The organism is Pseudoalteromonas sp. RW-H-Ap-1, from assembly GCF_048318575.1.
Classification (GTDB): Bacteria; Pseudomonadota; Gammaproteobacteria; order Enterobacterales; family Alteromonadaceae; genus Pseudoalteromonas.
The window spans coordinates 699,407-723,344 of sequence record NZ_CP166997.1; the positions used below are offsets into that span (position 1 = coordinate 699,407).

Sequence of the window (23,938 nt, forward strand, 5' to 3'; positions counted from 1 at the left end):
ACAGTTGAATTAAGTTTGTGGCATCCCTATTAACTAGTCATCGAACGTATTAACGAATTTAGAAGTTGGAGAAGATTCATGGGTAGAATTATTGGAATCGATTTAGGTACTACTAACTCTTGTGTTGCAGTACTTGATGGTGACAAAGCACGTGTTATTGAAAATGCGGAAGGCGATCGCACAACCCCGTCTATTATTGCTTACACGCAAGACGGTGAAACGTTAGTGGGTCAACCTGCAAAACGTCAAGCGGTAACTAACCCAACAAACACATTGTTCGCAATTAAGCGTTTAATTGGTCGTCGTTTTGAAGACGAAGAAGTACAACGTGATATCGGCATCATGCCTTTCAAAATTATCAAAGCTGATAATGGCGACGCATGGGTTGAAGCGGGCGGCGAAAAACGCGCTGCACCACAAATTTCTGCTGAAGTACTGAAAAAAATGAAGAAAACAGCTGAAGACTTCTTAGGTGAAGAAGTAACTGAAGCGGTAATCACAGTACCGGCATACTTTAACGATTCACAACGTCAAGCAACCAAAGATGCTGGCCGTATTGCGGGTCTTGAAGTTAAACGTATTATCAACGAGCCAACGGCTGCAGCACTTGCATACGGTATGGATAAAAACCGTGGTGAAAACGTTGTAGCAGTATATGACTTAGGTGGTGGTACTTTCGATTTATCAATTATTGAAATTGATGAAGTTGAAGGCGAGCACACATTTGAAGTTCTAGCGACTAACGGTGACACTCACTTAGGTGGTGAAGATTTCGATAACCGTGTTATCAACTACCTAGTAGCTGAATTTAAGAAAGATCAAGGTATCGATTTACAAACTGACCCACTTGCTATGCAACGTGTTAAAGAAGCAGCAGAGAAAGCAAAAATTGAGCTTTCATCAGCACAATCTACAGAAGTAAACCTTCCGTATGTAACCGCTGATGCGTCTGGTCCTAAGCATATGAACGTGAAATTGACACGTGCTAAGCTTGAGTCATTAGTTGAAGACTTAGTGACTAAGTCAATTGAACCGCTTAAGCGTGCACTTGCTGATGCAGACCTATCTGTGAACGATATCAACGATATCATTCTAGTGGGTGGTCAAACTCGTATGCCACTTGTTCAAAAAACAGTAGCAGAGTTCTTCGGCAAAGAGCCACGTAAAGACGTTAACCCTGATGAAGCAGTTGCAGTAGGTGCAGCGATTCAAGGTGGTGTACTTGCAGGCGACGTGAAAGACGTATTATTACTAGATGTATCACCATTATCTCTTGGTATTGAGACTATGGGTTCAGTAATGACGGCACTGATTGAGAAAAACACGACGATTCCTACTAAGAAATCGCAAACGTTCTCAACAGCAGAAGATAACCAATCTGCGGTAACCATCCATGTGTTACAAGGTGAGCGTAAACGTTCTAGCGATAACAAATCTCTAGGTCAATTTAACCTAGAAGGTATTCGCCCTGCACAACGTGGAACACCACAAATCGAAGTAACATTCGATGTGGATGCGGATGGCATCTTACATGTATCTGCGAAAGATAAAGACACAGGTAAAGAGCAAAAAATCACCATTCAAGCGTCTTCAGGTTTAAGTGATGAAGAAGTTGAAAAAATGGTTCGCGATGCAGAAGCACATGCTGAAGACGATAAAAAGTTTGAAGAGCTAGTGGCTGCACGTAACCAAGCAGACGCACTTGTTCACGGCACACGTAAACAAATTGAAGAAGCGGGTGATGCATTACCAAGCGAAGACAAAGAAGCAATTGAAGCGGCTGTTGTTGACCTTGAAGGTGCAATTAAGAGCGACGACAAAGCAGAAATTGAAGCTAAAACACAAGCACTTGCTGAAAAGTCTCAAAAACTAATGGAAATCGCCCAAGCTAAAGCACAACAAGCAGGTGGTGATGCCGGTGCAGAGCAACAACAGTCTGCTAAGCAAGACGACGATGTTGTTGATGCAGAGTTCGAAGAAGTTAAAGACGACAAGTAATTGTTACTAACGCTTCTCGCTAACCGAAAACACCATGACTACATTGCGTGTTTAAGTTAGGATGAACACCTGAGGCGCGTAGGCTAAAGCTTAACGCGCCTTTTGCATGTAAGAGATGTAAGTAAAGTGCTTTAAAAATTCAATGATAAATCGATATGATTTATCGGTTTGTCCAGCAGCTAGCGCTGCATATAGAAAAGAGTAGTGTGATAGATATGTCAAAACGCGATTATTACGAAGTCCTCGGCGTAAGCAAAGATGCGAGTGAGCGAGACATAAAAAAAGCGTATAAACGCTTAGCGATGAAATATCATCCAGATCGTACCGCCGGTGATAAAGACCTTGAAACCAAGTTTAAGGAAGTAAAGGAAGCCTACGAAATATTAACGGACGATCAAAAACGTCAAATGTATGACCAATACGGCCATGCTGCCTTCGAACAAGGTGGTGGCGGTGGTCACGGTGGCTTTGGTGGCGGTCAAGGTGATTTTGGTGATATTTTTGGTGATGTATTCGGTGATATTTTTGGTGGCGGCGGTGGCCGACGCCAATCTCGCCAGCAACGTGGTTCCGATTTACGTTACAACATGGACTTAAGCTTAGAAGAAGCGGTTCGTGGTAAAGACGTTGAAATAAAAGTACCGACTTGGGTTAGTTGTGACCCGTGTGACGGCAGCGGTGCCAAAGCGGGTTCTAAGCCAAAAACATGTACAACCTGTCACGGTGCTGGCCAAGTACAAATGCGCCAAGGTTTTTTTGCCGTACAACAAACATGTCCAACCTGTCATGGACAAGGTCAAATTATCTCAGATCCTTGTAACAAATGTCATGGTCAAGGCCGCGTTGAGAAAACCAAAACGCTATCGGTAAAAATTCCAGCAGGTGTTGATACGGGTGACCGTATTCGTTTATCTGGCGAAGGTGAAGCTGGTATGCACGGCGCACCAGCAGGTGATTTGTATGTGCAAGTGTCGGTTCGTGAGCATAAGATATTTGTTCGTGAAGCGAACAACTTATACTGTGAAGTGCCTATTAGCTTTACTACAGCAGGCCTTGGCGGTGAAATTGAAGTACCAACATTAGATGGCCGTGCAAAACTTAAAATACCGTCAGAAACACAAACGGGTAAAATGTTCCGTATGCGTGGTAAAGGGGTTAAGTCTGTACGCAGTGGTGCTCAAGGTGACTTAATTTGTAAAGTAGTGATTGAGACACCAGTTAATCTTAATGAGCGTCAACGCGAGCTGCTAACTGAACTTGAGGAAAGCATGGGCAAAGATAGCTCAAAGAACCGTCCAAAAGAGCAAGGCTTTTTTGATGGTGTTAAAAAGTTTTTTGATGACCTAACTAAGTAATTATTAGGGTCAACAGAACTTAGGTAAAAACGGCGCTTCTTTAAGCGCCGTTTTTTTGTTTAGTATGGTAAGTTATCAGAAATATATTGAGGACATTATCAGATGACCCCAGCGATAGAACAGCTAAAAAAATCCCGAATTAAATTTGACGTACTTAGCTATGAGCACGATGTAAACAACACTAATTATGGCCTTGAAGCAGTTGAAAAGCTAAACCTTAATAGCGCCCAAGTTTTTAAAACCTTGGTGTTAGAAACGTCAGAACAACAGCTAATTGTAGCAGTGTCGCCCGTTACTCAGCAGATTAATCTAAAGCAATTGGCTAAGCTCTGCGCAGTTAAAAAAGTAATGCTGGCAGAGCCGCAAAAAGTACAGGCAAGTACAGGATATATTTTGGGAGGCGTTAGCCCTCTTGGACAAAAAAAGCGCTTAAAAACCTACATACACTCAAGCGCATTGGACTTTGATACTATTTATGTGAGTGCCGGTAAGCGAGGGCTTGAAATTACACTCAGCCCAGCATGCTTAGCTGGGCTTATTCAAGCTTCGTTTGGTAGTTTTTAAATGCTCTATTATCAAACTTGCATTGTGTCAATAAAACTGATTATTTGCTTCAACAGCTATAGTTAACTAATGTAGATACTATCTATAACAGTTTTTGTTAATTCATTTTGATAAAAATTTGTTTGCACCTACTTTGGTTAAACATCCATATGAGAGTATTAGTTGTTGATGACATGCCATTAATGCGTCATGTATTAATTAATATGTTGAGACAGTTAGATTATAAAGACATCGTTGAAGCAACCGATGGTCTGCAAGCATTAACTATACTGCAAAATCAGCTCATAGATTTGGTTATAACAGATTTACATATGCCGAAAATGGATGGTCTAAACTTACTTGATGCTATTAGAAACGATACTGAGCATGCTCAGCTTCCGGTACTTATGGTGACCTGTGAAGACAGCTCTGAGACCGTAAAAAAGATAATTAATGCAAAGGTATCAGGGTTTATTATAAAGCCCTTTTGTATGAATGTACTGTCGGCTCAATTAACACGTTTAGCTAATAAAGTTTAATAACACAATATTTTTTAACATAATTACCTAATCAATAATCACTCTGATCAGTAATGCTTACTGCCATCAATTTCTTTTCTATCATGTGATAGCATGTACGCCATAGTAATCGTAAAATAACCATTGAGGTAGTATGGCTAAGCCCAATAAAAAAGGGCCTACAAAAACGGTCGATATATTTTGTTCTGCATGCAAAGCGCCTTTATTTAAATATCGTAAAGGGGGCAAAGGGGCGTTGGTAAAATGTTTTATAGAACGAATAACCCAAGATCACACTCATACTGAATGTGTATGCCCTGGCTGTGAACGACCTTTTGCACGTCCGGCGATCATAAGAGGGACTGCCGCTTATAAAATGATAGGTGGTAAAGTCACTTTTAAATAAACTGGCTATTTAATCCAAAGTATCAAGAGGCGGACATATGCCCTTGTGTGCTTTTATTTCACTGGTAAACTTCGCTGGTTTTGCTGTTTCAATGATTGAAAAAACCCTCCCCATGGATTGGGCCAGTCAGTTGGGTTTTAAAATGGAAAAGGATAGACGTGTGATTGCACTTTTATTTGATATTGTTGGTATGAGTGGCACTTTTTTAGTGGTTGGTTCGTTTTTTTATTGCAACTAAATAAGGTATCGCCAAAAAGTTTAGTCTATAACATGATGAATCTAAGCGGCGCTATTTTGTTGCTTATCAGTCTTTGTTATAACTTTAACTTAGCGAGCTTTGTGATTGAAATATTCTGGATCGCAGCCTCATTAATTGGTTTGTATAAGTATTTTAAAGACAAACCAGCGCTAGCAAAAGCGTAGACTAAGCTAAAACAGCATCCCTTTTGCAGGGAATTAAACCGTGAAATATTGTTTGTTTCACGGTTTTTTAGTTTCAGTACACTTGTTAACAAAAAGTTTCTTCTGCAAAGGCCTATAAATCGATACAATAGTGGCTATTAGTTATTATTAGCACCCTGGTGTTACAGGCGTTTATGTTCTCCATTCCTAAAAAAATTATTTTTGCTTGTATTCTGTTAGTGCTGTTATTAGTGGTTACATTTTCATTTGGCCGCGCTTATGATTTAGGCCAAGCTAAAATTCAAGCTGACCAACAGGTCATTCAATTAAATAATTATATTGATAATGAACTCGCACGTTTTGCAGCTATTCCTCAGCTCCTCACAGAAAATAATTTATTGATTCGTTTTACTAATAATGAATCACAACACTTTAATGCTATTAATAATTACTTGGCTGATATTCAACAAGCCAGCGGTGCCTCAGATGTATACATACTAGATCCCCATGGCGACGTTATTGCAAGTAGCAACTGGCAAACCGACTATACGTTTTTAGGGAGCAACTTTGCATTTAGACCTTATTTTAAGCAGGCTTTTGCTGGAGAAAAGGTCGCTTACTTTGCTCTCGGACAGCGCTCTAAAGAACGCGGAATATACTTCTCGCAGGCTATTTATCTAGATGGTAAAGCCATTGGTGTAGTGGCACTTAAAATTAATGTCGCTAAATTTGAAAACGATCGTTCGTTATTAAATACTTCAAAAGGCAGTCATTTTTATTTGCAGCTTGCGGATAAAATTATTGCTATGTCAGATGAGCCCGCATGGCGTTTAAACACGTTTACAGAGCTTGATATTACTACACGCCGCGATATTAAACAGCGCCGTGCTTACTTAGATCATCAACCGTTACAAATAAAGCAGCAGCGCTACAAAAGTCAGGGCATTGAGCAATTTAAAATTGATAAAGATGAATATGTTGCCGCTTCAAGGCCACTGACATACCTAAATGCAACGATGACGGTATTGGTTGATATCTCGAGCATAAATGCATTACAGGTGCCCAGATTGTTATGGCTGGTGTTGTTTTATTGGGTATTTATTTTTGTCGGATATAGCTTATTGGCACGCTTTGCCGGATATAAAAAGTTACTGTATTCGCGTCATAGTTTAGAACTTGAAGTATTAGAGCGCACTCAAGCGCTTGAAAAAGCGCAAACTGCACTAGTACAGTCGGCAAAATTAGCCACAATAGGGCAATTAAGTGCGGGTATTAACCATGAAATTAACCAGCCACTGAGCGCCATAAACACCTATTTGGCAAGCGCTAAAATTTTTCTTAAAAAAGGAAAACTCAATGCATTAAATGAAAACTTAATTATTATTGAGAATTTAGTAGAGCGGGTGCACAAAATAGTGGCGCAGCTTAAACACTTTAGTAAGCCGGCGGCCATGCAACTTCGACCTCATCCACTGTCGGCGTTATTAAACAATGCGTTGATGATCACCCACCCGCAACTTAAGCAAGACGATGTTAACGTTAGTGCACCGCAGTTTTCGCAAGAGATCACTGTGTGGGTTGATGCATTAAAATTTGAACAAGTACTGGTTAATGTGATCACCAATGCGTCACAAGCAATGAAGGGTGAGCCTAAACGAGAGCTTAGTTTCGATGTTGAGTGTTTTGAGGAGCGCGTTAAGCTTTCTATTTTAGATAGTGGTCCAGGTATTGAACACCATGTACTGGGCTCTATTTTTGAACCGTTTTACAGTACCAAATCAAGTAATGGCTTAGGACTGGGCTTATCAATTTCAAAGCAAATTATTGATTCATTTAATGGGTACTTAACGGCGCACAATCGCCCTCAAGGCGGTGCACAGTTTATTATTAGTTTATCAAGCATAGAGGCCCCAAAAATGATTGAAGCCGTTGTTTGTAAGCAAGTGGTTGTTATTGATGATGAGGCGATGATCCGTGATTCGTTAAATCAGCTTTTAACCCTCGAAGGGTATGAGGTGCAGTGCTTTAGTGATGCGAGTGTTGCTTTAAGTCGTTTGAGTCGCAATTTTTATGGCGTTGTCCTTAGTGATATAAATATGCCGACTATGGATGGTTTAACTTTTATTGAGCAGGTAAAAGCATTCGACAGTGAACTTCCGGTAATATTTTTAACAGGTTATGCCGATGTGTCTGTAGCGGTAAAAGCGATGCAATTAGGCGCGTATGATTTATTTGAAAAACCCCTGAACGAAAATTTATTAGATTGCATTGCCAGAGCTTTAGACAAACGTGCTTTAGTTATGGAAAATAGAGCTCTGAAGCGTGCAGTTGAAAAGACCTCCGCGCCCGGTGTGCGTATTTTAGGCGAGACCCTTAAAATGCAGCACATGATGAACTTACTCAACACGGTGATTGATACCCCTGCAGATGTATTAATTGAAGGTGAAACTGGTACAGGTAAAGAATTGGTTGCCCGTTATTTACACGATCATAGTAACCGTTCCAGTTGTCAGTTTGTGGCTATTAACTGTGGTGCGGTGCCTGAGCAATTAATAGAAAGCGAATTGTTTGGTGCTGTTAGTGGCGCATATACTGGCGCAACACAAGATCGCAAAGGTAAGTTTGAGTTTGCACAAGGCGGCACCGTTTTTTTAGATGAAATTGAAAGCACTCCCTTATCGCTACAAGTTAAATTGCTACGGGTGCTTGAAGAGCGAAAAGTTACCCCCGTGGGTGCAAATAAAGCCATTGACCTTGATATTCGTATTGTTGCGGCCACCAAGGTCGATTTACTTTCCTTGGTAGAAAAAGGTGAGTTTAGAGCCGATTTATATTATCGGTTGAGTTTAGTTAAAGTGAGTATTCCCGCATTAAGAGATAGAAAAGCCGATATTCCTTTGTTGTTTAAGCACTTTAGCTCTATTGCGGCCACTCGTTTTCATAAACCTTTAAGTGCGCTTAATATTGAGTTACAACAGCACCTACTTGCGCATGATTGGCCTGGTAATGTACGTGAATTAAGAAACCAGGCTGAACGAGCGGTATTACTTGGCCCCGATCTGGCTTTTGCACAGAGTGACTCAAGCAGTAGTGGCTCGTCGTTATCATTGGACTTAAGCCTTGTAGAAAAGGTCAGCTTTTATGAGCAGTCTTTAATTGAAGAAGCCTTAGAGCTTAATCATGGCAGTATTAAAGACACCATGGCAACGTTGCAAATAGCGCGTAAGACTCTCTACGATAAAATGAATAAATATAACCTTAATCGAGATATGTTTACCGATTAGTGGGTGGAAATGGTGATAGTAGGTATTTAAAGTGTGTGGAAATCCGCACATTTTAAGGCTTTCGATTATGGTTTTGTTTCTTAAGCTGTTGAAATTTATTGTTATTATCTAGTTGGTCATGTTCTTGCTCTACAGTTGTAGACAACAAGTAACATCACACAATTAGGATACATAATGAAAAATAATCTATTCCAAGGCTCAGTACTTGCTGCGTTATGCAGTGCTGCCACACTACCTGTAATAGCGTTTGCTGCAGATTACACTGTGTACGGTAAAGCCGAAGTACAAATTGCCAACACCGATACTGGCATAATGCGTTACGCTGATGAAGGCACACAAATTGATGCCCCTTTCTCGCGTATTGGTATTAAAGGGGACCATAAATTAAATGAGTATTTTACTGCGGTATTTAAATACGAGGTTCAAGTAAAAGGCTTTGAACATGATGATACCAATGAGCCTTTTGCAGCACGTAATACTTACCTTGGTCTAAAAGGGGCGTTTGGTGAAGTAGTCGTAGGGCGAAACGATACGCGTTTTAAATACTCTGAAGGCAAGCTTGATAACTTTAACGAAACCCAAGCTGATATTTCACAAGTTATTGCCGGACAAGATCGCTTAGGCGATACTATTACCTATACTTCTAAGTACTGGCACAATGCACAGTTTTCATTTACCTATGCGCCAAAAGATGACAACAAAGACAATGAAGCTGGATTTGCGGCAACCCTTATTTATGGTGACCGTAGTTTAAATAAAGCACCTTACTCTATTTCAATCAGCCATGTTGACTCGCTTAATAATATTAAAGCAAGCCGTGTTGCAGGCGTGTATAAATTTGAAAAGCTAAAATTAGGTGCGTTATACCAACATTCAGAATCAATTGATGGTACTAAATCAGGGAATGGTTACGTGTTAAGCGCAAGTTACAAGCTAGACAAATGGATACCTAAAGTTCAATTTGCAAAAGATGATTCAAAATTGCGCCAAGCTTCAGACGCTACCCAATGGACTACTGGTGTAGACTACATTTTTGATAAGCAAACTACCGCTTACCTTTTATATACTGACCTCGACCTAGAAGAAAATGCTGATAACAGTGTTGCGCTTGGTCTTAAATATAAATTTTAAAGGCTGTTAATATGACAAAACGTATTTTAGAGAATAACGCCAATAAAAAGCCGTTTATGCAATGGCTGTTATTATTACTTGGTCCGTGTGTAATGTTACTGACCTGTTTAGCTGAGCCGCCAGTAGGAATGTCGGTTGCTGCTTTTAAAACTGCAGGCTTAGCATTTTGGATGGCGTCGTGGTGGGTAAGTGAAGTTGTGCCCATTCCTGCTACTGCATTACTTCCTTTAGTGATTTCGCCTATTGTAGATATAGCGGCTATAAAAAGTGTTGCAGCTCCTTATGCGCATCCGCTGATCTTTTTATTTTTAGGCGGTTTTTTAATCTCAATTGCTATGGAGCGTTGGGGATTACACAAGCGTATTGCATTAAGAACTATGCTTTATGCAGGTAAAAAACCAAGCTTACAAATTTTAGCTATGATGTTAGTGACTGCATTTTTATCAATGTGGATGTCTAATACCGCTACCGCAGTAATGATGTTGCCTATTGCCTTATCTATCACTCATTTAGTTAAAAGCTCTGATCCAACTAATGAAGGTTTTGGTAAAGCACTTTTACTTTCTATTGCTTATGGCGCGAGTATTGGTGGGATTGCCACTTTAATTGGTACTCCACCGAATGCACTAATGGCTGCATACCTATCAGACAGTTACCAAATCGAAATTGGCTTTGCCCAATGGATGATCGTTGGTGTGCCATTATCGCTTGGTATGTTAATCATCAGCTGGATTTGGTTAACTAAATTTACCTATAAAGTTGATGCGAATGTACAAACAAACAAGCGAATCGACACTAAAGCGGTATTTTCTTCGCAGCTAAAAGAGTTAGGACTCATGCAACGTGCTGAAAAGGGCGTATTGTTTGTGTTTATGTTTGCGGCTGTTTGTTGGATATTTAGACCATTACTAGGTGATATGACCGGTCTTAAAATTTCAGATACGGGTATTGCAATTGCAGCCGCATTACTTTTATTTGTACTACCTGCTAATAAAGGCAGTGATGAGCGAATTTTAGATTGGGAAAGTGCCGCTAAAGTGCCTTGGGGTGTGCTGCTTTTATTTGGGGGCGGCTTGACGCTAGCCTCGCAAATTAAATCATCAGGATTAGCCGATTACATTGCCAATATGATTGAGGGGGCGAGTGCAATTCCTTTAGTTATGAGTATTCTTGTGGTGGTGGCACTCATTACTTTCTTAACGGAAATTACCAGTAATACGGCAACAGCCGCAGGCTTTTTACCATTACTAGGCCCTGTTGCTGAGTCTGTAACTGGTAGTCCATTAGTATGGGTTATTCCAGCTGCGATTGCGTGTAGTTGTGCGTTTATGATGCCAGTGGCTACACCACCCAATGCGATTGTGTTTGGCTCGGGTGAAATTAAAATGAAAGACATGATCCGTGCTGGCTTTGTGTTAAATATTGTCGCTATTGTTTTAATCACGTTAGTAACAATGACCATCGCAGCCCAGGTGTTTGGTTTTTAACAGCCCCACAACTAACTAAAAAACAGCTAACCGATGCACACGAAAGCAATGCATCGGTATGAGTTCCAACCAACCTTTTTGAGTGATTTTGCAACGATTTTTATCGCGCTGCAAAATCACTCTTTATTGCTCGTGAAACAGAACAAGGTTATAGTCTTGAAAACGTTATAAATCGAGTAGCCTATTTTGATCACTGACACATTATCTACAGGGTCTTTGCGTTCACAATTTAATGAACTAAAGCACTCTTTTGAAGATTCTCCTTATTTACCCATTGAGCAACGTATAGCTTTACTCAAGCAAATACGCGCTAACATTGTAACGTTAGAGCAAGACTTAATTGCGGCGGTATCTAAAGATTTTGGCTATCGAACCGCGTTTGATACTTTAGTGGGGGATATTTTGCCCACTATGCAGGGGCTTGCACATATTATTAAAAAGCTCCCTCGCTGGTCTAAGCCTAGTCATCGTAGCCCTGGTTTGAGCTTATGGCCCTCAAAAGTAAGTGTAACCTATCAGCCTATTGGCGTGGTGGGTGTGATTGCTCCGTGGAACTATCCTATTCAATTAGCCATTGTGCCTGTTATTACCGCTCTTGCCGCGGGTAATAGAGTGATGCTAAAGCTCAGTGAGTTTACGCCTAATACCAATGCGGTACTTGAAAAACTGTTTGCAGGAGAATTAAGCCAACACTGCAGCATTATTCAAGGGGGCAGTGAAGTAGCGAGCGAGTTCTCATCATTACCGTTTGCACACTTATTATTTACTGGCTCGACAGCGGTTGGTAAGTTGGTGATGGGTGCAGCGAGTAAAAACTTAACCCCGGTAACCTTAGAGCTGGGTGGAAAATCGCCAGTCATTGTTTTAGAAAATGCGGACGTAAATAAAGCCGCGAGTGCTTTATTATTTGGAAAGATGGCCAATGCAGGGCAGATATGTGTGGCTCCTGACTACGTATTTGTTCCTAAAGCATTAGAACATCAGTTTATTAAAGCTTTGTGTACACTTTATAAAAAGCATTTTAAACAAGGTGTTGAAGGTAAAAACCTGACCTCTATTATTAGTCCTGCTCACTATCAACGTCTGCTAGGTTATTTAGAGCAAGCGCAACAGCAAGGCGCTAAAATAACAAAGCCGCTTGAGCAAAATCAACAAGATGCTGAAAAACACCGGATGGGTCTGCATATTGTGACGCACGTCACAGATGAGATGCAATTAATGCAAGAAGAGTTATTTGGGCCTATTTTACCGATAATGAGTTATGACAAATTAGATGATGCGCTCAATTATATTCAATTGCGCCATCATCCATTAGCGCTCTATATACTAGGGCAAGATAAGCAAGCACAAGCACACATAATGAGGCAGACAATTAGTGGGACCGTTGCAGTTAACGACACCCTAATTCAAGTAGCTGCCGATGATGTGCCGTTTGGTGGGGTTGGTCACTCTGGTATGGGGCATTATCATGGCAAAGAGGGCTTTTTAACCTTTAGCCACGCAAGAAACACTTTAGTATCAGGTTCAATTAACCCACGTATAGGTTTATTACTCAAACAAAATAAATTACTGATCAAAGTGCTAAAGTGGCTTTATGTAAAATAGCCTTTAGTATTTAAAACAAAAAAGCTGAATGAATCACTTCATTCAGCTTTTTTAGTTATTTTATTTGCTTAAAACATTCGCCCTTCACCGGCGTAAGTACCTGCTAAAATTTTATTATAAATAGCATCGGCTTTTTCTTTAGCTTCAGCGACTTCTTTAGGGAGCATAGTGCGTTCATCAAGTTTACGACTGTGGCTAGCTTGCATGTTACCGTTGTACTCAGCAATGGTATTCCATACATACGACATTTCAAGGTTTTTTGGCATTCCTAAGCCTTCAAAATACATCAAGGCTAAATTAAATTGTGCAAGCGTGTAATTATTTGCGGCGGCTTTTTCATACCATGTTCTGGCGGCTTTATAATCTTGGCTCACGCCATCGCCGTTGGCGTACATTACCCCTAAATTATACTGTGCTGCAGGAAGGTTTTTATTGGCTGCTTTCTCAAATAAGCTAATAGCCATTTGTTTGTCTAACTTTACGCCATTGCCTTCGTCATACAAAACCGCAAGTGCAAACATTGAATCTACATGATTTTTTTTAACTGCTTGTTGGTAAAGTTCAGCTGCTTTGTAGTAGTCGCGAGTAACTCCATGTCCGCCCTCGTATAACTTACCTAGTTCGTAAATACCTGGGGCATAGCCTTTGTCTGCAAGATAATTAAACTCTTTTAGTGCTTCCTCAAATTGACCTGCGTTTGCAGCTATTATGCCTTCCTCAAGCCCTGCATAAGCATAAGGTGTAGCAAGTATAATGCCCGCAAAGAACATTGCTTTTAAATTAGACTGTGACATATGCATGTCTCCAAATTAGTTATCGTTGTCGGTAAGCATCATAACGGTTAATCATTTACTTATTACTCGAGTAGGTAATAAATTATGAGCTAAATCAATAACGCCAACGTTTATAAGTTAGATATACAAACGTATTAACAAGTAGTTTTAACTATAGCTCAAAAATTCTAAACTTAAGCACATAGCTATGATATAAATTGCGTTAGCTTGCGATTCTATAGAAAAATGAAAAAAATAAAAGCAAGCAGTAGCTTACATAATTACTTATGATGATTTTTGGCAACCAAAGCATCATACAACGGGGTCTTTTCATGTTAAATAATTTAAAAAATATAAAACTAAGTAAAATTATTTTTATAACCAGTTTGTTATTTATTGCCAGCTGTTCAACGTCATTTGCCTATAACAACCTAGGTTGGTTATCGTCATTTTGGATTGATGATTACGTTGATCTTAATAAAAGCCAATCTAAGCAGTTAAAAGCGATTATTAACGATACCCGAGATTGGCATCGTGAAGTTGAATTACCAAAATATAAAGCCGATTTACTCGACCTAAGACAATTGCTAAACAATGAAGCCGATACTGCGCAGTTGATGGATAAAATAACCCAAGTTAAGCAGCATTGGCGAAACTTACTGTTGCATACCAGCGAGCCTTTAATTGAGTTAGCGCTGACCTTAACCCCGTCACAGCGCAGTGAAATGGTAAAAAATATTCGCGAGCAAATTAATGATGAAATCCAAGAGCATGCCTCATTAACTCAAGACGAGCACCAACAACAACGCTTAGAGAGACAACTAGATTACTACAAGCAGTGGCTTGGCAAACTCACTTCTGAGCAGCAAACGCTCATATCACAAGCTAACAGTGCGCATACTAGTACTAGAAATTTATGGTACGACTACAAACTAGCTCGTTTAGCTGGACTTGAAGCTCTTTTTACCCAGCAAACACTTAGCGAGGCTGAATTTACTCAGCAATTACGCATCATTATTATAGAGCGTGAACAGTATATGAGTAATGAGCTGCTTGAGCTTAATGAACAAAACTTAAAAGCTTATGCGCAATTGCTACTCAAGTTAAACAAAACGCTGAGCCCTAAACAGTTATCGCATGTTGATGAAGAATTCGCAGATTTAGTGGGTACTGTTAATGAATTGATTATGGAATAAACGTTTTACTAATTCTTTTGGCTTGTTTTTTCTGAATTGTTTAAGCTTAAAATTGTGATTTTTGCATTTCATTGTTAACATAAGCTATCAAAAATATTTTAAGTTATCCATGGATATAGCAGCACTTAATAGTACAAAAACGCTACGTAAGCACGTTCTTAAGTGGATGTGTATTTGTTTTGGTTTTTTGTCGTTGGTATTTGCTGTATTCAACTTATTGGTGAACAATTTACCCCTTGTTGGTGGTCTCGAAGTCGGCTTTTCTTTGTTATGCTTATATATATTTAAGCACTCGCAAAAACATTACCCTAAGCGCTGGCATGCCACTACCATGTGCTTAACCATCTCTTTAATTGTGTTATGCGGCACCTATTTAGCCCCCTCTAACAACGGCCTGTTTTTGTGGACATTTATTTTACCTATTCTTTATTACTTACTATTTGGCAGGCGTTACGGGTTGTTTTTATCTGCGGCATTACTTGTTTTACAGCTGGTGGTGTTATCTCAAAAACTGCCACATTCATCGTTTTCAGCTTTTAACATAGGGCTTAACTTATTATTCGTATATATAAGCATATGGGCTATATCTCATGTTTTTGAAGGTAATAGAGCTGACTTTTCGAAACGTTTGAAAAATTTAGCGTTACTCGATCCCCTTACTGGGGCTGGTAATCGTTTATCAATGAACCAGTTTTTTGAGGTAGAGATCAAAGATAAATCACAGCTTTACTTATTTTTACTCGATTTAGATTACTTTAAACAAATTAATGATCAGTATGGGCACGATGTTGGCGATAAAGTGCTGGTTGAGCTAGCTACATTATTGCGCGGCACTTTTGCAAAAGGGTATGTGTTTAGAGTCGGAGGTGAAGAGTTTTCACTAATGAGCAACTTTGATAGTCCGCAAGCAGCTTTGGCTATGGCTGAAAAATTAAGACTTTCAATACAAAATAAGCACATAATCGCTAATGGTGAAACCATAAAGTTAACCGCCAGTTTAGGCGTTGTACAATACCAGCAACAAAGCCTAAGCGAACTAATAGACTTGGCCGATAAGCAGCTTTATAAAGCCAAAGAGACTGGCCGTAACGGGGTTTGCACTGATATTTTAGCGCTGGCTTAAGTCTTATAGCGGCTAATACATTTGTTCAAAGTCAGGAATACTGTTTTCCCAAATCGGTCTTTCTTTACCAATATATTCGCGTACGGCATCAAAAAATAACCGGGTTCTTACCGGTAAATCACGATGTGGGTATACCGCATACATGGCACTGTGCTCCATTAATTTAAGATCCGTCAATAAAGGCACCAGTTGTCCATCAATCACTTCTTTATCTAATATAAACGCGGGGGCTAAAACGTAAGTGGTTCCAGAGAGTGTTTTCATTAATAGTGCTTCAGCATCATTGGCTCTAAATACACTTTTAATTTTTTGTTCACATTGTTCACCAAGGTGGTTGTAGTAACTTACTCCCTCAACTCGCAGGGAACTGCTTGCGTAACTAGCAGCAGGTAATTGTGCTAAATCGGTTATGTTTTTCGGCATTCCATAGGTTTCAATAAATGCAGGTGAAGCTAAAAGTAATAAACGATTACGCGCAATCTTTCGAGCAATTAAAGAGGAGTCCTTTGGCTCACCCACTCTAAATGCCAAATCAAATCCTTCAGAGACAATATCCACAAGCCGATCATCTAAACGCAACTCTACTTCAACTTGCGGAAAACGCTTTTGAAAATCGTTAATAACAGGCTGTAAATAACGCCGACCGATTAAAGTAGATGAGGTGATTTTTAATACGCCACGAGGTTCTAAGTGATAATTCTCTGCCATACGCAGGGTATCGCCGAGTAGGCTTCGCAGCTCGTCCGCTTTTTTTATCATTTCAGCACCTGCTGCGGTGAGTGAAAACGAACGAGTGGTTCGATTTAATAGCCTCACCCCTAGCTCATCTTCTAAACGACTAATTTGTTTAGAGATCACGGAACGATCAATGTTGCGTATTTCAGCAGCTTTAGCAAATGATCCCTGCTCAACCACTTCAAGCAGCATTAAGAGTCGGCTCGTTGTATCCATTATTGCACCATAGTGTCACTTTGATGCCATTTTGGCACTAATGAATTTAAAAATCTATTGTTTTTGTCAACAAGCATGTTCCGTATTATGTATCACCTAATTAACAGGAGCGTCGTTATGAACAAACACTTAGTTGCTACAGCCTTATCTGTTGCATTAATTACTCTAACTGGTTGTGCTGAGGAAAGTACAGCACAGTCAGCACCCGCACAACAATACCAAGCTATTGATGTAGCCCAAGTCCTGGTTAAGCCTGTGCAAAGTTGGCATACCTATACAACGCGCTTAGAGTCACCGCAAAAAGTGGCATTAATGCCGCGCGTATCAGGCATTATTGAGCAAATTGAATTTAAAGAAGGGGATGCTGTAAAACAAGGAGATGTGTTATTTCGCCTTGATGATCGTTCATTTAGAGCCACGGTAGCTAGTTTACAAGCTCAGGTTAAAAGTGCACAAGCGGCTCTTGAACAAGCAAAAAGCGAAGCATCACGTGCAGTGCGTCTAACTGAGCGTAAAGCAATTTCTACTGAGCAAGCGCAAGCACGTACCTCAACGTTACGTCAGCGTGAAGCACAACTTGCCGCACTAAAAGCGCAGCTTAAAGCCGCTGAGCTTGATTTAGAGTTTACCTCTGTGGTTTCACCTATTGATGGAATTATCTCTCGCGCAAACATCACTAAAGGTAACAACGTACTTGCCGGGCAAAGTGTACTCACTTCAATTGTTTCTAATGACAAAATGTATGCTTACTTTGATGTCGATGAACGTACTTGGAACAATGCATTCGATGAAGTCACTGCAGCGACTAAACAACCTGTTGTTATGCAAAAAGTAGGGCAGAGTGATTTTAATTACAATGGTCACATCAACTTTATAGACAATCAAATTAATGCATCTACTGGCACATTACGTGTTCGAGCTGTATTTGAAGATCGTAGTAACGAGTTACGCTCAGGCTCTTTTGCACGAATTAAATTGGCTGCCAATGCAATACGCGAAACCGTCATTATTCCAGATAGAGCCATTGGTACTGACTTAAAAAACCGCTTTGTGCTAACTGTAGGCGAAAATAATGTACTGCAATATAAATTAGTTACTGTAGGTGAGCGCTATGGCGCATTACGTGCCATTACCTCTGGGCTTGAACAGGGTGATGTGATTGCCGTAAATGGCCCTGCTCGCGTAGGCCCTGGCATGCCAATATCACCTAATAAAGTGACAATTAATACCCAAGGTGTGGCATTTACACTCTCTGCTAACCCTGCCGATTTAGTTGCTAAGCAATAAGGTTATTAAATGAAATTTTCACACTTTTTTATCCAGCGACCGATTTTTGCGGCTATGCTGTCGCTGATTATTTTGATTGCGGGTGGCATTTCTTTATTTCAGTTGCCAGTTAGTGAATACCCAGAAGTTGTGCCACCCACAGTGGTTGTAACAGCCAGTTACCCGGGCGCAAACCCAACGGTTATTGCACAAACTGTGGCAACGCCGCTTGAGCAAGAAATAAACGGCACTGAAAACATGCTATACATGTTTTCACAAGCAACCAGTGACGGGCGCATGACCTTAACGGTAACATTTGCCTTAGGGACGGATTTAGACCGTGCTCAAGTACAAGTGCAAAACCGAGTAAATAGTGCATTACCGCGCCTACCACAAGAGGTGCAGCGTTTAGGGGTAGTAGCTGAAAAGTCATCACCCGATTTAACCATGGTGGTGCATTTATATTCACCCCAGAACAGCCATGATACGGCGTATTTATCAAATTATGCCGATTTAAACATTAAAGATGAAATAGCACGTTTACCTGGCGTGGGTGATATTCAGTTATTTGGTGGTGGTAAATATGCTATGCGTGTGTGGTTAAATCCAGATGCATTAGCAGCACGTGAGCTTACAGCAACCGATGTTGTGGCTGCTTTGCGCTCTCAAAATCAGCAAGTTGCAGCGGGTAGCTTAGGTGCTCAACCAATCTCTAACGATAGCCAATTTCAAATTTTATTAAACGTGAAAGGCCGCCTAAATAGCATTGAAGAATTTAAGCAGGTTATTATTAAAGTAGGTGAGCAAGGGCAACTTACGCGTTTGTCAGATGTGGCGCGTGTTGACTTAGGTCAAGACTCATACTCACTGCGTGCTGAACTTGATAATCAACCCGCATTGGCAATGCCCATATTTCAACGCCCAGGGTCAAATGCCATTGAGCTTTCAGATCAGGTGCGTGAAACCATGGCACGTTTATCGAAAGATTTTCCTGAAGGGGTTGAATACGACATTGTTTATGATCCAACGGTATTTGTTCGTGGTTCAATTGATGCGGTAATAGCCACTTTGCTTGAAGCAATCGCATTGGTTGTTATTGTAGTTATTGTATTTTTACAAACGTGGCGCGCGTCAATTATTCCGCTTATAGCTGTGCCAGTTTCACTCATTGGTACCTTTGCTGTAATGCAGTGGCTTGGTGTTTCTATTAATACCTTATCGCTATTTGGTTTAGTACTGGCTATAGGTATTGTGGTTGATGATGCGATTGTAGTTGTAGAAAATGTTGAGCGAAATATAGAAAACGGTTTATCGCCGCTTGAAGCAACACGTGTTGCAATGACAGAGGTAACCGGCCCAATTATTGCGATTGCATTGGTTTTGTGTGCGGTATTTATTCCAACCGCCTTCATTACAGGACTTTCAGGGCAGTTTTATAAACAATTTGCTTTAACCATTACTATTTCAACGGTTATTTCAGCGTTTAACTCACTGACATTGTCACCGGCGCTAGCAGCCTTATTGTTAAAATCGCACGACGCAAAGCCTGATGCGTTTACCCGCTTATTAGATAAGTTATTTGGTCGCTGGTTATTCAAGCCATTTAACCGACTGTTTAATCGTGGTGCAACTGGGTATGAAAAACTAGTACAAAAACTTATTCGTATGAGCGTGGTGGTTATGGTTGCCTATGTTGCTTTAGTTGGCGGCACGATTAAGTTGTTTGACGCGGTACCTGGTGGCTTTATTCCACAGCAAGATAAGCAATATTTAGTTGCCATTGCGCAGCTACCAGATGCAGCAAGCTTAGACAGAACCGAAGCGGTAGTAAAACAAATGCAGCAAATAGCGCTAGAGGTTCCTGGGGTTGCAAACACCGTGGCGTTTCCTGGCCTATCTGTAAATGGGTTTACTAATAGCCCTAACAGCGGCATTGTGTTTACACCACTGGCGCCTTTTGCAGAGCGAACCGATCCGAGTATGTCAGCATCGGCCATTGCTGCGCAGTTAAACCAACGTTTTGCGGCAATTGATGAAGCGTTTGTTGCTGTATTTCCGCCACCGCCAATTCAAGGCTTAGGCACCACCGGTGGTTTTAAACTGCAAATTGAGGATAGAGCTAACAAAGGCTTTGAAGCATTATTTAATAGCTTGCAATCAGTGATTGCGGCGGCGCAAAAAGATCCGGCGTTAATGGGGCTGTATTCAAGCTTTAGAATTCAAGTACCGCAAATGGATATTGATATTGACCGCGAACAAGCACTTATCCAAGGTATTGCGCTTGATGAAGTATTTAACTCATTACAGATATATTTAGGCTCAGTGTATGTAAACGACTTTAATATGTTTGGTCGTACTTACCAAGTTAATGCCCAAGCAGATGCTGAATTTAGGGTGGACCCAGAGCAAATACTAAACCTAAAAGTACGTAATCGTGCAGGTAACATGGTGCCACTAGGCTCAGTGCTTACGGTAACGCCAACTATAGGCCCAGATCGTGTTATGCACTACAACGGTTACCCAAGTGCTGAACTTAACGGCAGCCCAGCACCAGGTTACAGCTCAGACCAAGCGCAAACAGCGATTGAAGCTGTACTGGCGAAAACGCTACCTACAGGTATAGAATATGAGTGGACTGAGGTAACGTATCAGCAAGTACTTGCCGGTAATACTATGGTGTACGTGTTTCCACTGGTGGTATTGCTTGTGTTTATGGTATTGGCAGCACAGTATGAAAGCCTACGGTTACCACTGGCCATTATTTTAATTGTACCTATGACTATTTTCTCAGCGTTATTAGGGGTGTGGTTGGTAGGCTCAGACAACAATATATTTACCCAAATAGCATTAATTGTATTGGTGGCACTGGCCTCTAAAAACGCCATTTTAATGGTGGAATTTGCCAAAGATAAACACGATACCGGATTATCGCACCTTGAGGCTATGTTGGCAGCGTGTCGTATGCGTTTACGTCCTATTTTAATGACCTCAATTGCCTTTACTGCGGGTGTTATACCGTTAGTGTTGGCAACCGGTGCCGGTGCTGAAATGCGTCATGCAATGGGTAACGCAGTATTCTCAGGTATGATTGGCGTGACTGTATTTGGGTTATTATTTACGCCAGTGTTTTATATGCTGGTGGTAAAAAAGCAGCGCGCTGAGGAGTCTTTAAATGACTAAATTACATTTAAATCAATTTAAGATGCCGGCATTTTTAGGCTCTGTGTTAGCAATTGCAGTGTTATCTGGCTGTGCGAGCAAAATAGATACAGCAGTTGAGCAACAACAAGTAAACAAGTTTGTTGCCCAAGCAATATCGGCTGATCAGTATGTTGGTGAAGATGAGCAAAATTGGTGGCACAAGCTCGGCTCAGCGCAATTAAACCAGCTTGTTAGCAATGCTTTGGCTAATAACTACGACTTACAAACGAGTCAGCTGGTGCTCAAAAGTGCGTTGGCACGTATTGGCGAACAACAAGCACAATACTTACCGCAAGGCGGTGTTGCGGTTGGAGCTAAGCGAAGTGGATTAGGCGATACCAATAGCCGACAATCAAGTGCGAATGTAGCACTTGATTGGCAGCTCGATTTATTTGGCCGAATTACTGCACTCGTTGATGCCGCAAATTCACAAGCTATGAGCCAAGCCGAGCAAGTTAGGTTATTACAAATTGAAGTTGTGTCATCTGTGGTTAAAGGGTTTGCTAGCTATCAGGGTAACCTGCAAAAGCAACAAATTATTGAAATGCAAATAGAAGCACTTGAACAAAGCATTCAAGTGCTGCAGGCACAAGTAGATGAAGGTGTGGCAAATGAGCTTGATTTAAACCGCACCATGGCGCAACTTAGGCAGCAACAAGCGCTTATTCCAGCGATTGAATATGCTAAGTTTCGTGACTTATCTACGCTAGCAGTATTAAGTGCACAACCAACGCAATCACTGAGTATTGATGATGAACGCGCTATATTGAGCAAGGCATTTCAAGTGTCATTAGCAAAGCCTAATCAAGCGATTGCACTTAGACCCGATATTAGCCGAGCATTATATGACTTTAGCCAAGCAAATAGTTTAAGTGTGGCAGCCAGCAAAGCTTTATTGCCAGATATCAGCTTAAGTGGTTTTGCAGGCGTGCTAAGTTTAGGCAGTAATGGTTTTAGCGATACTCAGCAACAGTGGCAAGTTGCGCCGCAAGTACAATGGTCTTTATTAAGTTATCCTGCGTTGTTGGCTCAGCGTTATGCGCAGCAGTTTTTAAGTCAAGCTGCTTATACTGACTATCAACAAGTGGTTTTAAAAGCCATTAACGAGGGTGAACTTTCATTGCAATACTTGGTCAATCAAGCACAGCAATCGCGTTTTGCTGAGCAGCGGTATCAGTTTGCTAATAATGCATTTTTACAAGCACAAGCAATGTATGAAGAAGGGCAAATTCCTTACTTAGAGTTGTTAGATGCACGTCAGGATGTTTTAATAGCACAAGAAAATGCTGTTGATTCAACTATTTCATCGTTACTGGCTAAGGTAAATGCTTACCAGTCATTTAATGGACGATGGAGTTACGCGTTAAGTAATACTAACTAGTAGAGTTTTTGATGCCTAATACTGTAGTTACAAACCCAGATACTATTCCTTCATCTATGCAGGCTATTGCCTTAATAGAGCCTAATGAGGATATTCACTTAACGGATATTCAATTACCTGTGCCTCAATGCACAGGTAATGAGCTGTTAGTAAAAGTGGAGTATGTTGGTTTAAATCCGGTGGATGCGCAATTTGCTAAATCTGGCTTTTGTTTATGGCAGTATCCGCATGTTTTAGGCTTGGATGCAGTGGGTGTAGTGGTTAAAGCGGGTAAAGGCGTATTTCCTGGCGTGGGTGAGCGTGTAATGTGGCACGCCAGTATTGGTGAGCAAGGGATATTGAGCGAATACGCAAAAGTGCCTAATTATGCAGTGTCTATCATTCCGCAGCAATTAGCCAGTGATAAGGCTGCTACTTTGCCCTGCGCCGGAATGGCAGCGCTTATCAGCTTAGATAAATTAGCCGTAACTGAAGGCGATACCCTCTTTGTTGAAGGCGGGGCTGGTGCTGTAGGTCAATTTGCTATTCAATTTGCAAAGCAGCGTGGTGCCGATGTATTTACAACCGCCTCCAAGCGTAACCACAAATTGGTTAAGCAGCTAGGGGCTGATGTAGTCTTTGATTACAATGACAAAGCCTTATGTGACAAAATTCGCCGAGAGCTTGGCCCACAAGGATTTGATGCCGTTATTGATATTATGGGTGGGGAATCGACCATTCAAAATATCGAGCTAATGCGTTTTTGTGGTCGTATTGCTTGTTTAAATCCACTACCTAATTTTGAACAGCAGCTAATGTACCGTAGAGCACCCAATATTAGTATTGTATCCTTAGGTGGCGCGTGGTTAGCCAATAGCCTATGCGCGCAGCAGCGCATGAGTTTTATGGGTAATTTGTTGCTTGAAACGGTCTCTAATGGCGAAATAATTCCTCCAGAAGTATTAGCTGTTGATTTTAACGCAAAGGCTGTTTCTAGCGCATTAAACAACCAGTTAGCAGGTGGTTTTACAGGTAAACAAGTGGTTAAAATAAGCTAGGTTTACTCACATTCCCATATTTAAAAAGCGCAGCCTAATTTTAGGCTGCGCTTTTTTGTTTCTACTTTATTACCAAATCCGTATTTGCGGCGCCAACAACCAGAATTATTAAATTTTTAACAAAAAAATAATAATTCAGCGTACATGTGTAAGCCTTTTTATTTCAACAGTTTACGTTCAGGTAAAGAAAATAAATTGAAAAAACTGTTAATTAATTGAATAGAGTAATTGATCTAAACCGATTTTTATGACGTAATGTAGGTATTATTTATCTGGTCGGA

17 protein-coding genes and 2 pseudogenes are annotated in these 23,938 nt (G+C 40.7%); 17 read left to right on the plus strand and 2 right to left on the minus strand.

Annotated elements, in window-relative coordinates; translation table 11 throughout:
• Positions 1 to 78: 78 nt before the first annotated feature.
• The 11 genes and pseudogenes from dnaK to AB8618_RS19520 all read left to right on the plus strand — a co-directional run bounded on the left by dnaK (position 79) and on the right by AB8618_RS19520 (position 12,729).
• Positions 79 to 1,998, plus strand: a complete 1,920-nt coding sequence (gene dnaK, locus AB8618_RS19470) for a molecular chaperone DnaK (RefSeq protein ID WP_138621414.1) — start codon at positions 79 to 81, stop codon at positions 1,996 to 1,998.
• Between the two features lie 215 nt (positions 1,999 to 2,213).
• Positions 2,214 to 3,353 carry a molecular chaperone DnaJ gene (gene dnaJ, locus AB8618_RS19475; protein ID WP_138608032.1) on the plus strand — a complete coding sequence of 380 codons (1,140 nt, stop codon included), beginning with the start codon at positions 2,214 to 2,216 and terminating at the stop codon, positions 3,351 to 3,353.
• A gap of 102 nt (positions 3,354 to 3,455) precedes the next feature.
• On the plus strand, positions 3,456 to 3,917 hold the full coding sequence (ybaK, locus tag AB8618_RS19480; RefSeq protein ID WP_178957255.1) for a Cys-tRNA(Pro) deacylase: 462 nt from the start codon (positions 3,456 to 3,458) through the stop codon (positions 3,915 to 3,917).
• Positions 3,918 to 4,066: 149 nt separating this feature from the next.
• Positions 4,067 to 4,435, plus strand: coding sequence for a response regulator (locus AB8618_RS19485; protein ID WP_178957244.1), 369 nt, complete (start codon positions 4,067 to 4,069; stop codon positions 4,433 to 4,435).
• A 133-nt stretch (positions 4,436 to 4,568) separates the two neighbouring features.
• Positions 4,569 to 4,820 carry a hypothetical protein gene (locus AB8618_RS19490; protein ID WP_138607811.1) on the plus strand — a complete coding sequence of 84 codons (252 nt, stop codon included), beginning with the start codon at positions 4,569 to 4,571 and terminating at the stop codon, positions 4,818 to 4,820.
• A 160-nt stretch (positions 4,821 to 4,980) separates the two neighbouring features.
• A pseudogene (locus tag AB8618_RS19495) lies at positions 4,981 to 5,243 on the plus strand (CBU_0592 family membrane protein).
• A 173-nt stretch (positions 5,244 to 5,416) separates the two neighbouring features.
• Positions 5,417 to 7,138, plus strand: a pseudogene (locus tag AB8618_RS19500) (sensor histidine kinase); the annotation flags it as partial.
• On the plus strand, positions 7,139 to 8,506 hold the full coding sequence (locus AB8618_RS19505) for a sigma-54-dependent transcriptional regulator (RefSeq protein ID WP_413403123.1): 1,368 nt from the start codon (positions 7,139 to 7,141) through the stop codon (positions 8,504 to 8,506).
• A gap of 174 nt (positions 8,507 to 8,680) precedes the next feature.
• On the plus strand, positions 8,681 to 9,637 hold the full coding sequence (locus tag AB8618_RS19510; protein ID WP_413403125.1) for a porin: 957 nt from the start codon (positions 8,681 to 8,683) through the stop codon (positions 9,635 to 9,637).
• A gap of 11 nt (positions 9,638 to 9,648) precedes the next feature.
• Complete coding sequence (locus AB8618_RS19515) at positions 9,649 to 11,124, plus strand: SLC13 family permease (protein ID WP_178957238.1); 1,476 nt, start codon at positions 9,649 to 9,651, stop codon at positions 11,122 to 11,124.
• Positions 11,125 to 11,310: 186 nt separating this feature from the next.
• Positions 11,311 to 12,729, plus strand: a complete 1,419-nt coding sequence (locus tag AB8618_RS19520; RefSeq protein WP_413403128.1) for a coniferyl aldehyde dehydrogenase — start codon at positions 11,311 to 11,313, stop codon at positions 12,727 to 12,729.
• A 68-nt stretch (positions 12,730 to 12,797) separates the two neighbouring features.
• On the opposite strand, the gene AB8618_RS19525 is transcribed toward AB8618_RS19520, so the two are convergent.
• Positions 12,798 to 13,523, minus strand: coding sequence for a tetratricopeptide repeat protein (locus AB8618_RS19525; protein WP_010389004.1), 726 nt, complete (start codon positions 13,521 to 13,523; stop codon positions 12,798 to 12,800).
• Positions 13,524 to 13,834: 311 nt separating this feature from the next.
• On the opposite strand from AB8618_RS19525, the gene AB8618_RS19530 reads away from it, so the two are divergent.
• Together AB8618_RS19530 and AB8618_RS19535 are read left to right on the plus strand one after the other, a co-directional pair.
• Positions 13,835 to 14,698, plus strand: coding sequence for a DUF6279 family lipoprotein (locus tag AB8618_RS19530; protein WP_409425833.1), 864 nt, complete (start codon positions 13,835 to 13,837; stop codon positions 14,696 to 14,698).
• A 109-nt stretch (positions 14,699 to 14,807) separates the two neighbouring features.
• The gene (locus AB8618_RS19535; protein ID WP_409425834.1) at positions 14,808 to 15,821 is read left to right on the plus strand and encodes a GGDEF domain-containing protein; all 1,014 of its coding nucleotides are present in this window, start codon (positions 14,808 to 14,810) and stop codon (positions 15,819 to 15,821) included.
• 12 nt (positions 15,822 to 15,833) lie between these two features.
• On the opposite strand, the gene AB8618_RS19540 is transcribed toward AB8618_RS19535, so the two are convergent.
• The gene (locus AB8618_RS19540) at positions 15,834 to 16,772 is read right to left on the minus strand and encodes a LysR family transcriptional regulator (RefSeq protein WP_413403131.1); all 939 of its coding nucleotides are present in this window, start codon (positions 16,770 to 16,772) and stop codon (positions 15,834 to 15,836) included.
• Positions 16,773 to 16,889: 117 nt separating this feature from the next.
• On the opposite strand from AB8618_RS19540, the gene AB8618_RS19545 reads away from it, so the two are divergent.
• From AB8618_RS19545 to AB8618_RS19560, 4 genes are read left to right on the plus strand one after another with little or no spacing between them, the layout of a single operon-like run.
• A complete protein-coding gene (locus tag AB8618_RS19545; RefSeq protein ID WP_413403133.1) occupies positions 16,890 to 18,059 on the plus strand; it encodes an efflux RND transporter periplasmic adaptor subunit in 1,170 nt (389 codons plus the stop codon).
• A gap of 9 nt (positions 18,060 to 18,068) precedes the next feature.
• The gene (locus tag AB8618_RS19550; RefSeq protein ID WP_413403135.1) at positions 18,069 to 21,218 is read left to right on the plus strand and encodes an efflux RND transporter permease subunit; all 3,150 of its coding nucleotides are present in this window, start codon (positions 18,069 to 18,071) and stop codon (positions 21,216 to 21,218) included.
• On the plus strand, positions 21,211 to 22,620 hold the full coding sequence (locus AB8618_RS19555; protein ID WP_413403137.1) for a TolC family protein: 1,410 nt from the start codon (positions 21,211 to 21,213) through the stop codon (positions 22,618 to 22,620). The genes AB8618_RS19550 and AB8618_RS19555 overlap by 8 nt, the downstream gene beginning before the upstream one ends.
• A gap of 11 nt (positions 22,621 to 22,631) precedes the next feature.
• Positions 22,632 to 23,657 (plus strand): zinc-binding dehydrogenase, encoded by a 1,026-nt coding sequence (locus tag AB8618_RS19560; protein WP_409425839.1) that lies wholly within the window; start codon positions 22,632 to 22,634, stop codon positions 23,655 to 23,657.
• The last annotated feature ends 281 nt before the right edge of the window (positions 23,658 to 23,938 follow it).

Excerpts from the sequence above, each read along its gene's own strand:
- dnaK (WP_138621414.1), top strand. The coding sequence starts at position 79 with ATGGGTAGAATTATTGGAATCGATTTAGGTACTACTAACTCTTGTGTT.
- dnaJ (WP_138608032.1), top strand. The coding sequence starts at position 2,214 with ATGTCAAAACGCGATTATTACGAAGTCCTCGGCGTAAGCAAAGATGCG.
- ybaK (WP_178957255.1), top strand. The coding sequence starts at position 3,456 with ATGACCCCAGCGATAGAACAGCTAAAAAAATCCCGAATTAAATTTGAC.
- AB8618_RS19485 (WP_178957244.1), top strand. The coding sequence starts at position 4,067 with ATGAGAGTATTAGTTGTTGATGACATGCCATTAATGCGTCATGTATTA.
- AB8618_RS19490 (WP_138607811.1), top strand. The coding sequence starts at position 4,569 with ATGGCTAAGCCCAATAAAAAAGGGCCTACAAAAACGGTCGATATATTT.
- AB8618_RS19505 (WP_413403123.1), top strand. The coding sequence starts at position 7,139 with ATGATTGAAGCCGTTGTTTGTAAGCAAGTGGTTGTTATTGATGATGAG.
- AB8618_RS19510 (WP_413403125.1), top strand. The coding sequence starts at position 8,681 with ATGAAAAATAATCTATTCCAAGGCTCAGTACTTGCTGCGTTATGCAGT.
- AB8618_RS19515 (WP_178957238.1), top strand. The coding sequence starts at position 9,649 with ATGACAAAACGTATTTTAGAGAATAACGCCAATAAAAAGCCGTTTATG.
- AB8618_RS19525 (WP_010389004.1), bottom strand. The coding sequence starts at position 13,523 with ATGTCACAGTCTAATTTAAAAGCAATGTTCTTTGCGGGCATTATACTT.
- AB8618_RS19530 (WP_409425833.1), top strand. The coding sequence starts at position 13,835 with ATGTTAAATAATTTAAAAAATATAAAACTAAGTAAAATTATTTTTATA.
- AB8618_RS19535 (WP_409425834.1), top strand. The coding sequence starts at position 14,808 with ATGGATATAGCAGCACTTAATAGTACAAAAACGCTACGTAAGCACGTT.
- AB8618_RS19540 (WP_413403131.1), bottom strand. The coding sequence starts at position 16,772 with ATGGATACAACGAGCCGACTCTTAATGCTGCTTGAAGTGGTTGAGCAG.
- AB8618_RS19545 (WP_413403133.1), top strand. The coding sequence starts at position 16,890 with ATGAACAAACACTTAGTTGCTACAGCCTTATCTGTTGCATTAATTACT.
- AB8618_RS19550 (WP_413403135.1), top strand. The coding sequence starts at position 18,069 with ATGAAATTTTCACACTTTTTTATCCAGCGACCGATTTTTGCGGCTATG.
- AB8618_RS19555 (WP_413403137.1), top strand. The coding sequence starts at position 21,211 with ATGACTAAATTACATTTAAATCAATTTAAGATGCCGGCATTTTTAGGC.
- AB8618_RS19560 (WP_409425839.1), top strand. The coding sequence starts at position 22,632 with ATGCCTAATACTGTAGTTACAAACCCAGATACTATTCCTTCATCTATG.